The organism is Pseudomonas sp. R43(2017), from assembly GCF_002112345.1.
GTDB lineage: Bacteria > Pseudomonadota > Gammaproteobacteria > Pseudomonadales > Pseudomonadaceae > Aquipseudomonas > Aquipseudomonas kribbensis.
Genome location: NZ_NEHJ01000007.1, coordinates 107,595 through 119,824 on the forward strand (window position 1 = coordinate 107,595; position 12,230 = coordinate 119,824).

Sequence of the window (12,230 nt, forward strand, 5' to 3'; positions counted from 1 at the left end):
TGTAACGGTTTCCTGATAAAAGGATTGCCTCATGGCTCTCGACGTTCAAGAAAAAGCCCAAATCGTAGCTGACTACCAGCAAGCTGTTGGTGACACTGGTTCGCCAGAAGTGCAAGTTGCACTGCTGACCGCCAACATCAACAAGCTGCAAGGTCACTTCAAGGCCAACGGTAAAGACCACCACTCCCGTCGTGGTCTGATCCGCATGGTAAACCAGCGTCGCAAGCTGCTGGACTACCTGAAAGGCAAGGACCTGAGCCGTTACAGCGCTCTGATCGCTCGCCTGGGTCTGCGTCGCTAATCAGCGATTGCGCTAGAGGTTGGTTGTCTGTCGTGCGTCAACGGGTTTCCCGCTGGCGCATGGCAGGCTCCCAGCCTCAAGTTTTATCTGAACTACCGTTTTACCCGGACAATCAGCGGGCCGATTCCCGACGTTGCCCAAGAATTTCGCAAGAAACCAGTTCCCCCAAGAGCCACAAAGAAGGTAGGACACCGTGAACCCGGTAATCAAAAAATTCCAGTTCGGTCAGTCGACCGTTACCCTCGAGACTGGCCGTATCGCCCGTCAGGCCTCCGGCGCAGTATTGGTCACCGTTGACGACGACGTCAGCGTATTGGTGACCGTAGTCGGTGCCAAGCAAGCCGATCCGGGCAAGGGCTTCTTCCCTCTGTCCGTTCACTACCAGGAAAAGACCTACGCTGCCGGCAAGATCCCTGGCGGTTTCTTCAAGCGTGAAGGCCGTCCTTCCGAGAAAGAAACCCTGACTTCCCGACTGATCGACCGTCCGATCCGTCCGCTGTTCCCTGAAGGCTTCATGAACGAAGTGCAGGTTGTCTGCACCGTTGTTTCCACCAGCAAGAAGACCGATCCGGACATCGCTGCGATGATCGGTACCTCGGCAGCCCTGGCTATTTCGGGCATTCCGTTCGACGGCCCGATCGGCGCCGCCCGCGTTGCTTTCCACGAAAGCACCGGCTACCTGCTGAACCCGACCTACGAGCAACAAGCTGCCTCGAGCCTGGACATGGTCGTTGCCGGTACCTCGGACGCCGTACTGATGGTTGAATCGGAAGCCAAAGAGCTGACCGAAGACCAGATGCTGGGCGCGGTACTGTTTGCTCACGACGAGTTCCAGGTCGTGATCAATGCTGTTAAAGAACTGGCTGCTGAAGCGGCCAAGCCAACCTGGACCTGGGCGCCTGCTCCGGAAGCCACCGAGCTGCTGGCCGCCATCCGTTCCGAGTTCGGCGAAGCGATCTCCCAGGCTTACACCATCACCATCAAGGCCGACCGCTATGCGCGTCTGGGCGAGCTGCGTGACCAGGTGGTTGCCAAGCTGTCCGGCGAAGAAGGCCAGCCTTCGGCGTCCGACGTCAAAGCTGCATTCGGCGAAATCGAATACCGCACCGTTCGCGAAAACATCGTTAACGGCAAGCCACGTATCGACGGCCGCGACACTCGCACCGTACGTCCGCTGAACATCGAAGTCGGCGTTCTGCCGAAGACCCACGGTTCGGCACTGTTCACCCGTGGCGAAACCCAGGCTCTGGTTGTCGCGACGCTGGGCACCGCCCGTGATGCACAACTGCTGGACACCCTGGAAGGCGAGAAAAAAGACCCGTTCATGCTGCACTACAACTTCCCTCCGTTCTCGGTGGGCGAGTGTGGTCGTATGGGTGGCGCCGGTCGTCGCGAAATCGGTCACGGCCGTCTGGCCCGTCGTTCGGTTTCGGCGATGCTGCCAGCCGCTGACGTGTTCCCGTACACCATCCGTGTGGTTTCGGAAATCACCGAATCCAACGGTTCGAGCTCGATGGCTTCCGTTTGCGGCGCTTCCCTGGCCCTGATGGACGCTGGTGTTCCGATGAAGGCTCCGGTTGCCGGTATCGCCATGGGTCTGGTTAAAGAGGGCGAGAAATTCGCCGTCCTGACCGACATCCTGGGTGACGAAGACCACCTGGGCGACATGGACTTCAAAGTAGCCGGTACCGCCAAAGGTGTTACCGCGCTGCAGATGGACATCAAGATCAAGGGCATCACCGAAGAGATCATGGAAATCGCTCTGGGCCAGGCCCTGGAAGCGCGCCTGAACATCCTCGGCCAGATGAACCAGATCATCGGTCAGTCGCGTACCGAGCTGTCGGCCAACGCTCCGACCATGATCGCGATGAAGATCGACACCGACAAGATCCGTGACGTTATCGGTAAAGGCGGCGCGACCATCCGTGCGATCTGCGAAGAAACCAAGGCTTCGATCGACATCGAAGACGACGGCTCGATCAAGATCTTCGGCGAAACCAAGGAAGCAGCTGAAGCAGCACGTCAGCGCGTTCTGGGTATCACCGCAGAAGCCGAGATCGGCAAGATCTACGTCGGCAAGGTTGAGCGCATCGTCGACTTCGGCGCGTTCGTCAACATCCTGCCGGGCAAGGACGGTCTGGTGCACATCTCGATGCTGAGCGATGCTCGCGTAGAGAAAGTGACCGACATCCTGAAAGAAGGCCAGGAAGTGGAAGTGCTGGTACTGGACGTGGACAACCGCGGCCGTATCAAGCTGTCCATCAAAGACGTGGCAGCGGCCAAGGCTTCGGGCGTTTAATTACCCCGCAGCATTAGCGCAATAAAAATGCCCCGCCGTGAAAACGGCGGGGCATTTTTTTGTCTGCGAAATATCGAGTCATTCTACGAAGTTGCCGACCTTCAATACCGGTGCTAGGTTTAGCCCACCGCCCGTGTAGCTCAGCCGGTAGAGCAGCGCACTCGTAACGCGAAGGTCGCAGGTTCGATTCCTGTCTCGGGCACCACTTCCCCTTATTTCACCTTGCGGCTCAACTCCTCGACGGTGCGTTTGAGCTGATCCATCGCGCGATCCTGATCGTTGAGCTTCTGCTTCAGGCTGGAGATTTCGCTGTTGTTCGAACTGGAGCTGGAGCCGCTGTTGCGCTTGAGGTCGTCGACCTGACGACTCAGCGTATCGATCTGACGGTCCTGTTCCTTGACCTTGCTTTTCAGATCATCAATCTCTCTGCCGCTGGAGCTTGAGCTCGAACCGCTGCTGCGCTTGAGTTCTTCGATCTGACGCGACTGGTCGTTAACGGTGTCGCGCATCTTTTTCAGGTCTTCGACACCGATACCGCTTTTGATCACCACGTCTTTGCCGAAATCGTTGTGAATGGCGGAGATCTGGTCGCCATAGGAAGGGCTGCTGCTACTCAGTTCAACGGCCATTGCGCTGGCCGGCAGGGCCAGTGTGCCCAGCAGGGCGGTCAAAGCGGTGGCGGACACAACAGAAGAAATCTTCGAAAAACTGCGCATCACTGGGTTTCCTTGTGAACAGCGAAGGTGAGTGCCGATATGGCACATCGCTACGACTTGGAAATCCGGTTTATGTTCCGCAGGTCAACTTTTTGTGGGAGAGATGTAAAGACCCGTGTAATTCGCTCGCCAAACGTCCTATATTCGCTGTCTGCATGAGCATCGCCCAGCAGTTTTCAGATGATCCCGAATGGTTCCGAAGGCCGGACAATCCGCGTCAGAGAGATCCTTGATGATCCAGATCCATCTTCCATTCTTACGATCAGCGAGAACGCCATGACTGAATTGACCCAAGAGCAACGCCACGAACAAGCGCTGGAGAAGTACAAACTTGATGCGCCGGAGTTGATGGACGAGATCAAGGACCTGAGTCCCGATGAGCAGAAGGACCAGATCCAGTGGGCGTTCGAAGATGAAGCCGAAGCCCAGGGTTTGCAGCCGTGGGAACTGACGCTCAAGTACACCAGCACCCCTGAAGAGTTCGAGGCCAAGCGCCTGGAACTGCACAAGGAGGCGGCCGAAGTGCTGGGTGTCGATTGGGAAGAGTACTGCGAGATGAACAATCTGGTGGTCTGAAACAAAAACGCCAGCCTCGAAAGGGCTGGCGTTTTTTATTGCGCGCTCGATTCAGAGGCTCAGGCGCATTGACAGGTCCACGGCCTTCACATCCTTGGTCATCGCACCGATCGAGATGTAATCCACCCCGGTCTGGGCAATCGGCAACAGCGTGCTTTCGTTGATGCCGCCGCTGGCTTCCAGCTTCGCCTTGCCGCCGTTCAGGCGCACGGCTTCGCGCATGTCGTCGAGGCTCAGTTCGTCGAGCATGATGATGTCGGCACCGGCTGCCAGCGCTTCCTTCAGTTCATCCAGGCTTTCCACTTCGATTTCCACCGGTTTGCCCGGCGCGATCTTGTGCGCGGCGGCAATGGCCTGCGGGATTCCGCCGCTGGCGGCAATATGGTTTTCCTTGATCAGGAACGCGTCGTACAGACCGATGCGATGGTTATGGCAACCACCGCAGGTGACCGCGTATTTCTGCGCCAGGCGCAGGCCCGGCAGGGTCTTGCGGGTGTCGAGCAGTTTCACGTCGGTTTCGGCGACGAAGTCCGCGAGGTATTGCGCACGGGTGGCGACGCCGGACAGCAACTGCAGGAAGTTCAGGGCACTGCGTTCACCGGTCAGCAGCGAACGGGCCGGGCCTTCCAGATGAAACAACGGCTGGTTCGGCGAAACCCGTTCGCCATCGCGCACTTGCCAGTGCACCGCCACCCGAGGGTCGAGCTGACGGAACACCGTATCGACCCAGGCTGTGCCGCAAATGACAGCCGCGTCGCGGGTAATGATGGTGGCTTTGGCCAGGCGTTCGGCCGGGATCAGTTGCGCGGTGATGTCGCCGCTGCCGATGTCTTCGAGCAACGCACGGCGCACGTTGGCTTCGATTTCGGCGGTCAAATCGGCGAGACGTAGATTCGGCATAACGGGCTCCACAAACTAAGTGGCCCGATTATAGGGGCATGGCGTCGGCCAACCCAAGGCGAGAACGGCTACGTAGCGCTGCATCCGGTCGATTTTCTTTGAGCAAACCCGATTCCGGTGTGGTCACTGAAAGGTATCGCGCATAGGGGAAACCCTGACGGCTCTGGCGCCGGAGACAACTTTTGCAAGATAATCCGCCTTGCATTTGACGCCATGACTTTGACGTCGGCAAATCACCGTTTCAGGAGGCTTGGATGCACAACGACGGGAATGTAGTGCCTTTGCACAAGGCTGCTACCGATCAGGCGACTCACTCGCCGCTCGCCCGCCTGCCTGTGATTCTGCTTCAGGTTCGCGACAAGGCTGCACAGCGCCTGCGCAACGGCCTGCAGGAACTGTTCGATAACGCCGACGACACCCTGTTCGAAATGGCCGACCGGGCCCGCAACGACGTCGAACAGAACATCTTTTTCGAAGCCATGCGCGACCTGCGCCTCAAGCGCAAGAACATCGAGCGCGGCTTTCTCGAACAATTCTTCGAGGCCTTTGTCGGCCTCACTCAATATGATCCCGTACCAAACGTCGTGCCTCACGCGTTGCAGTACGAGGACACCACTGCGCGCACCGACGATATGGAGCGCAGCGTCGCGATCGAAACGATGGTGGGGCGCGTACTGAATCGCGACGGTTTCGCCCTTGATCAATTGACCGCGCGCTTCAATGCGCTGCTCGGCAAATCCCTGGACGATCAACACAACCCGCTGGGCCCGGCGATGCTGTGTGAGTTTTTCCTCCAGGCCGGGCGCAACCTGGGCGTGGAGATCAAGGTCAAGCTGATCCTGCTCAAACTGTTCGAGCGTTATGTGCTGGCCGATACCGACCAACTCTTCGCGGAGGCCAACCAACTGTTGGTCGCCACCGGGGTGTTGCCCGAGCTCAAGCCTGCACCGGCCCGCCGGGCCAGGGATCACGCCTCGGCCAGCGCGCACAGCGAGTTCGACGAACACGATCAATCACCGGCGGACGCGGGCGTGCAGGAAGTTTTCGCCGCGCTTCAGGAGTTGCTGTTGCACGTGCGCGGCAGTGTCGCGCCGACCCTTGAACCGAGTGCGGCGCCCCAGCCGATTTCCACCCGCGACCTGCTGCGTCTGCTCTCGCACTTGCAGCAGTACGTGCCGGCGCTGGCGGGGCAGGAAGACTTCGATCTACGCAATCAGCTTGAGCAATTGCTGACCCGGGTCAGCGTGAAAAGCGGCAAGTCGCGGATCGTCGGCGGTGCGGATGAGGACGTGATCAACCTGGTTGCCATGGTGTTCGACTGCATTCTCGACGACCGCAACCTGCCGGATTCACTCAAGGCGCTGATCGCCCGGTTGCAGATCCCGATGTTGAAAGTCGCGGTGATCGACAAGAGTTTTTTCAGTCGCAGCAGCCATCCGGCACGACGCCTGCTCAATGAAATCGCTGAAGCGGCCATGGGCTGGGGTGAATGCGATGGCGATGCGCGCGACAGCCTCTATCTGCGCATCGAGCAAGTAGTGCAGCGCTTGCTGACGGATTTCGTCGATGACCCGGCGATTTTCTCCGAGTTGCTGGCGGACTTCCTCACCTTCACCAGCGACGAGCGTCGTCGCAGTGAATTGCTTGAACAGCGTCTGCGCGATGCCGAAGAGGGCCGGGCGAAGACCGAACTGGCCCGCCTGCGTGTCGAGCAGGCGTTGAACCAGGCAATGCTCGGCAAAGTCCTGCCGCCGACGGTGGTGACCTTCGTCCAGGCGGCCTGGAGCAAAGTCTTGCTGCTGACGTGCCTCAAGCACGGAGATCAGTCTGCCGAATGGCAAGCCGACGTGCAGACCATGGAACAGTTGATCTGGAGTGTGCAGCGTCACGAGGATGCCGAGTCGGGTCTGCGTTTGCTGTCGCTGGTGCCGGGACTGCTCAAGTCGCTGCGTGACGGGCTGAGCAGCTCGGCGTTCGATCCGTTTGCCACCAGCGAGTTCTTCAGCGCGCTGGAAGCGTTGCACGTGCGTTTGCTCCAGCCTTCCGCCGAGCCGGATCAGGCCGAGTCGCCGCCGATGATCCAGGTGTCTCAGGCCATCGTTTTGCAGACCGCCGATGAAGGTCATCCGATGTTGGGGCCGGAGCGTTTGCCAGCCGATGACGCCAGCCTGCGTCAGGTCGACCAGTTGCGCCTGGGTAGCTGGGTGGCGTTCCAGGAGGATGAAGAGCACACCTTGCGCTGTAAACTGGCGGCGATCATCGAGGCGACCGGCAAGTATGTGTTTGTCGACCGCACCGGAACGAAAGTGCAGGAGCGTAACCGCATCGCCCTGGCCATGGAGTTCCGTCGCGGGACGGTGCGGGCGCTGGATGACACGTTGTTGTTCGACCGCGCGCTGGAGTCTGTGCTCGGCAATCTGCGACGGCTCAATCGCGGCAAGTGATCGCGCGCCGGGGGCCGATCACGGCATACTGGGCGCAACACAGTCGGCGTTGAAGGAATCGGTATGCAGTTGGATCCCGCAAGCGGGTGGTGTCACGGGGTGCAGGTCTGCCCCTCGCCCAACTTCAATGAACGCCCGGCGGGCGAAGTCTCCCTGTTGGTCATCCACAACATCAGCCTGCCGCCGGCGCAGTTCGCCACCGGCAAGGTGCAGGAATTTTTCCAGAATCGTCTGGATGTCACGGAGCATCCCTATTTTGCAGGGATCGCCGACCTGCGCGTCTCTGCGCATTTCCTGATCGAACGTGACGGCAAGGTCACCCAGTTTGTCTCCTGCCTTGAGCGTGCCTGGCATGCCGGCGTGTCGGTGTTCGAAGGACGGGAAACCTGTAACGATTTTTCCGTGGGCATCGAACTCGAAGGCACCGATGATCTGCCGTTCACCGAGGCGCAGTATCAGGCGTTGATCGTGCTGACCCGGCATTTGCAAAAAGCGTTTCCAGCGATCACTGTCGAACGTATCTGCGGACACAGCGACATCGCACCCGGACGCAAGACCGACCCTGGACCCGCATTCGACTGGGCACGCTACCGCGCCGCCCTGGCACAAGAGGAAGGACAATGAGTTTTCTGGTGTTACTGCTGGCGGTATGGATCGAGAAGTTCTCGGCCCTGCGCCATCGGGTTCAACGCGATGGCGGATGGATCCGCGAACTGCACAAGCTTGAAAGCGGCAACCTGGCCAAACGGCCGTGGCTGGTGCTGGTCATTCTGGTGCTGCTGCCGGTGGCATTGCTGGGGTTGTTGTTGCTGGTGCTGGAGCCGGTTGCCTATGGCCTGCTGGCCTTGCCGGTGCATTTGCTGGTGGTGATTTACAGCCTGGGGCGCGGCGATCTGCTTGGCGGTCTCGGCCCGTTCCGTGATGCCTGGCGTCGGGAAGACTTGCAGGCCGCCGCTCACGTGGCCAAGCGCGATCTGGATATCTGCGCCGAGAGTGGCGAGCAATTGCTGGAACAAGTGCAGCGGCATCTGTTGTGGCAGGCCTACCAGAGCTTTTTCGCGGTGATTTTCTGGTACTTCCTGCTTGGCCCGGTTGCCGCGCTCAGCTATCGCCTGCTGGCGCTCGCTGAAGAAAACGCACAGAACCCGGCACTGGCCGAGCGGGCAGGGCAGCTGCGGCACGCGTTCGACTGGGTGCCGGTGCGCCTGCTGGCGGCGAGTCTGGCTCTGGTCGGCAACTTCGTCGCGGTCAGCCGGATCATGCTGCATGAGCTGTTGAACTGGAACATCAGCGCCGCGCAATTGATCAACAGGGTTGGCCTGGCCGCCGGAGAAATTCCGCCCGCCGTGGTCGGCCCGGAAGGCATCAACACCCTCGATTGCCTGTGGGAGCTGCTGCTGCGTGCAGCGGTGTTGTGGTACGCCGGGTTTGCCCTTTGGACCGTGCTGATCCACTGATGCCTGCCTGAACATCAAAATGTCGCCCGAACGCAGCCCGCGTTCGGGCGATCCTCTGCCGTTAACCTTAAGTTACAAAACCTCCCTTCGATTTGAGCTATACAGAGATAGCGCCCGATAGTGGCTATCTGCTGTCGCCCCGCGCCTGCCAATAAAAACAAGAAAAAACCAAGGGAGACTTCCAGTGAAGAGCTTGCTCTATCCCGCCGTCTCGCTGATGAACCGCCTGAGCTTCGGCATGAAGTTCAGCCTGATCAGCGTGCTGTTCCTGGTACCGATGCTGGTGACCAACTTCTATCTGGTGCGCGATTCCTATCGCGAATTCCAGGGCACCCGGGTGGAGTTGCAAAGCCTCGACCTGCTGGGCAGCAGCCTGACCCTGCGTCGGGATCTGGAAACCCTCAACAACCTGGTGCAGATCAACGTCACCCTCGGTCAGTCGGGCAAGGCCGGCAATGTCGAATCGCAAATCACCAGCCTCGAGCAAAACGTTCTGGCGCGCCTGCAAGGGCTGACGGCCATGACCGAGGACCCGGAGCAAATCAAGGTCTTCGATGCCAAGCGCGATGAAATGATTGCCGCGTTCAAGGCCCAGCAAGCGGAGAACTCTCTGCAAAGCAAAAGCGCGCTGATCGGCAAACTGCTGGGCAGTGCGCAGATTTTCAGCCAGATCGTCGCCAGCCAGGCCGGCCTGAGCCGCGACAACCAGAGCGACATCCGCCAGCTCAGTGAACTGGTCACAGCCATCACGCCAGCCATCACCCAGACCCTCGGCGAAGGCCGGGCCATGGGCTCTTTTTCGTTGGGGCAGGGTTTTCTCAACAGTTCCTCCAGCACCCGCTTCGATGAGCTGCTGGCACAGATCGAAAAGCTTCAGGGCGAGTACGGGCTGAAACTGCAGGACGCGCTGGGCTCGAGCAAGGCCGCGCGGGATTCGCTGAGTGCGGCGGCCGACGCCAGCAAGGCCACGCTGAAGCAGGCCAGCGAAATCTTCGAAGAGCAAGTGGTGGTTGCCGAGACCCTCGATGCGCCGTGGCAGGCTTTTTACGATCAGGTCACCGGGCTGATGGACCGCACGTATCAGCTCAACGAAGCCACTCTGAAATTCCTCGATACCCAATTACAGCAACGCCTGACGCAGAACCGCACGCACATGGTGTTGCAGGCCGTGGCGCTGTCGGTGGTGTTCGTGCTGATTTTCTACCTCTATGGCGGTTTCTACGCCTCGACCCGCAATACGCTAAAACGCCTTGGCGCGATGATGGACAAAGTCGCGGCCGGGGACATGACGGTCAACTTCGTGGCCCATAGCCGCGATGAACTGGGCGAGCTGGGCGAGGTGTTCAATGGCACGGTGCGCAAGATCCACGACCTGATCGAGCGGGTCGGCCATACGGTCGGCGAAGTCGAGCGTCAGGCCGGACAAGTGGAAGATGTCTCGGCGCAGAGCAACCAGGCCGTGGCCGGGCAACGTACCCAGATCGAACAGGTGGCCACGGCCATGAACCAGATGTCGGCGACCTCGCAGGAAGTTGCGCGCAGTGCGGCGGCTGCGGTGAGCAGCGCCCACAGCGTCAATGACGAAACCATCAGCGGACGTGGCCTGGTGGAGTCGCAGCAGGGCAGCATCGCGGCACTGGCCAGTGAGATCGATCAGTCGGTGCGGGTGATCAATCAGTTGGCCAGCGACAGCCAGTCGATCAGCAGCGTGCTGGAGGTGATCAAAAGCATTGCCGAGCAGACCAATCTGCTGGCCCTCAACGCGGCGATCGAGGCGGCGCGGGCCGGTGAGCAGGGCCGGGGCTTTGCGGTGGTGGCGGACGAAGTACGGACGCTGGCCAAACGCACCCAGCAATCGACCGAAGAAATCGAGCAGATGATCGCCAAGCTGCACGGTGGGGTCGGCGCGGCGGTGAAGGCCATGGGCGTCAGTCATTCGATGGCCAGCGGCACCGTCGGACAGTCGGAAAAGGTCCAGCAGGCGCTGGAAAACATCCTCGGTGCGGTCGGCATGATCGTCGATCAGAACCAGCAGATCGCCGCTGCCGTGGAGCAGCAGACGGCCGTCGCCCATGACATCGACCAGAACATCGTTGAGATTAACCGCGCCGGCGAGCGCACGGCCGAAGGTGCCTGTCAGACCGAAAACGCCAGTCGGGCCCTGTCGGCGCAGGTGGTTGAGTTGAAGCAGTTGATCAGCGCCTTCCGGGTTTAAGCAGCCTGCCTCTCCGGAGGCAGGTATGTCGGAATAATTTGTAGTACTTCTTTGCTTACGTTTGTAAGCAATTTCCTGATTTCCTCCGGGCTCTGATTTTTCGTCTTCAATGGATCAAGATCACATCAACTGACCGTTTGGAGGAGGCCACACATGTCTGTTGCAACCCTGGGAGTCCAGGGCCGCTGTGCCCATTGCCAGACCACGCTGCTGCTCAAACCCTGGCAACTGAATGCCATCGCGATCAATGAACCGTTCACCTGCGCTCACTGCCAGAAAACCCTGGAGCTGCGCTGCCCGAAACAGATCAGACGCTTCAAGTCCCTCGATTCGCTGGGCTGGTTACGCTTCAGTGCATCGGTGACGGTGTGTACCGCGTTGCTGGTGGCGCTGGTGATGGAATGGGTGGGACTGCTCAGTGTGACTGAACAGTTGAATGCTTCACTGATCGTGATTTTCGTGTACTTCGCGCTGGCACGTTTTGTTCGCCACCGTCAGCACATGACCTTGATTCTCGATGCGGCCAAGGCTCACGTCGACTGACTACCAGCCGAATACTTCGCAGCAGTTGGCGGTGCTGGCCTCGGCGAGTTGTTCTGCACTGATATTCATCAATCCCGCCAGCGCGTTGCAGATCGCCGGCAGATGCGCCGGTGTGTTGCGCACGCCGGGGTACATGGCGGGCGCCATGTCCGGTGAGTCGGTTTCCAGCACCACCGAGCCCAGCGGTAAATCCGACAGTACTCGATGCATACGCAAGGCCTGGGGCCAGGTCGGCGCGCCGCCGAGACCCAGTTTGAAACCGAGTTTGATGTATTCCTGCGCTTCTTCACGGCTGCCGGCAAAGGCGTGGATGATGCCTCCGCGCTTTAGCTTGAAGCGCTTGAGCGTGGCAATCACCGCCGCGTGGCTGCGCCGCACATGAATCAACGCCGGTAACTCGAAATCCGCTGCCAGTTGCAGTTGCGCGTCGAACAGCGCCTGCTGGCGTTCGCGGTCGAGGGTTGCGATGAAGTAGTCCAGTCCGATTTCGCCGACGGCGCACAGTTGTCGATGACCGCGCAGCCGTGTCAGCCAGTCGCCCAGTGCAAGCAAATCCTCTGGCCGATGCTGATCGAGATACACCGGGTGCAAGCCCAAAGCTGCGTGCAGCTCGGGATCGCTTTGCACCAGATCCCAAACCCGCTGCCAGTTGCCTTCATAAACCCCCAGCACCACCATCCGCCGCACCCCGAGGGCGCGGCTTTCGGCCATCAACGCCGCACGGTCGGCGTCGAAGTCGGGAAAGTCCAGATGGGTGTGGCTGTCGATCAGCTCCACGG

Annotated in this window: 11 protein-coding genes and 1 tRNA gene; 9 read left to right on the plus strand and 3 right to left on the minus strand. The window is 59.9% G+C overall.

Annotated elements, in window-relative coordinates:
- Positions 1 to 31 precede the first annotated feature (31 nt).
- From rpsO to CAG02_RS20195, 3 genes are all read left to right on the plus strand, one after another.
- Positions 32 to 301, plus strand: coding sequence for a 30S ribosomal protein S15 (gene rpsO / locus CAG02_RS20185; protein WP_085698397.1), 270 nt, complete (start codon positions 32 to 34; stop codon positions 299 to 301).
- Between the two features lie 193 nt (positions 302 to 494).
- A complete protein-coding gene (pnp, locus tag CAG02_RS20190) occupies positions 495 to 2,600 on the plus strand; it encodes a polyribonucleotide nucleotidyltransferase (RefSeq protein ID WP_007953735.1) in 2,106 nt (701 codons plus the stop codon).
- A gap of 129 nt (positions 2,601 to 2,729) precedes the next feature.
- A tRNA-Thr gene (locus CAG02_RS20195) sits at positions 2,730 to 2,805 on the plus strand.
- A 7-nt stretch (positions 2,806 to 2,812) separates the two neighbouring features.
- Here the strand turns inward: CAG02_RS20195 and CAG02_RS20200 are convergent.
- A complete protein-coding gene (locus CAG02_RS20200) occupies positions 2,813 to 3,316 on the minus strand; it encodes a hypothetical protein (protein ID WP_085711844.1) in 504 nt (167 codons plus the stop codon).
- A 276-nt stretch (positions 3,317 to 3,592) separates the two neighbouring features.
- Between CAG02_RS20200 and CAG02_RS20205 the strand changes: the two genes are divergently transcribed.
- The gene (locus CAG02_RS20205; RefSeq protein ID WP_085711843.1) at positions 3,593 to 3,892 is read left to right on the plus strand and encodes a DUF6388 family protein; all 300 of its coding nucleotides are present in this window, start codon (positions 3,593 to 3,595) and stop codon (positions 3,890 to 3,892) included.
- A gap of 51 nt (positions 3,893 to 3,943) precedes the next feature.
- On the opposite strand, the gene nadC is transcribed toward CAG02_RS20205, so the two are convergent.
- Complete coding sequence (nadC, locus tag CAG02_RS20210) at positions 3,944 to 4,792, minus strand: carboxylating nicotinate-nucleotide diphosphorylase (protein WP_085711842.1); 849 nt, start codon at positions 4,790 to 4,792, stop codon at positions 3,944 to 3,946.
- A gap of 254 nt (positions 4,793 to 5,046) precedes the next feature.
- Here nadC and CAG02_RS20215 point away from each other — a divergent pair, with 254 nt between their 5' ends.
- From CAG02_RS20215 to CAG02_RS20235, 5 genes are all read left to right on the plus strand, one after another.
- Complete coding sequence (locus CAG02_RS20215; protein WP_085711841.1) at positions 5,047 to 7,236, plus strand: DUF1631 domain-containing protein; 2,190 nt, start codon at positions 5,047 to 5,049, stop codon at positions 7,234 to 7,236.
- A 63-nt stretch (positions 7,237 to 7,299) separates the two neighbouring features.
- Entirely contained in the window at positions 7,300 to 7,860 is a 561-nt protein-coding gene (gene ampD / locus CAG02_RS20220) for a 1,6-anhydro-N-acetylmuramyl-L-alanine amidase AmpD (protein WP_085711840.1), read from the plus strand.
- Positions 7,857 to 8,693 (plus strand): regulatory signaling modulator protein AmpE, encoded by an 837-nt coding sequence (gene ampE, locus CAG02_RS20225; RefSeq protein ID WP_085711839.1) that lies wholly within the window; start codon positions 7,857 to 7,859, stop codon positions 8,691 to 8,693. The genes ampD and ampE overlap by 4 nt, the downstream gene beginning before the upstream one ends.
- Positions 8,694 to 8,877: 184 nt before the next feature.
- Positions 8,878 to 10,908, plus strand: a complete 2,031-nt coding sequence (locus tag CAG02_RS20230; protein ID WP_085711838.1) for a methyl-accepting chemotaxis protein — start codon at positions 8,878 to 8,880, stop codon at positions 10,906 to 10,908.
- 153 nt (positions 10,909 to 11,061) lie between these two features.
- Positions 11,062 to 11,451 carry a hypothetical protein gene (locus CAG02_RS20235; protein ID WP_085711837.1) on the plus strand — a complete coding sequence of 130 codons (390 nt, stop codon included), beginning with the start codon at positions 11,062 to 11,064 and terminating at the stop codon, positions 11,449 to 11,451.
- Here the strand turns inward: CAG02_RS20235 and CAG02_RS20240 are convergent, their stop codons facing one another.
- A complete protein-coding gene (locus CAG02_RS20240) occupies positions 11,452 to 12,228 on the minus strand; it encodes a TatD family hydrolase (RefSeq protein WP_085711836.1) in 777 nt (258 codons plus the stop codon).
- Positions 12,229 to 12,230 lie beyond the last annotated feature (2 nt).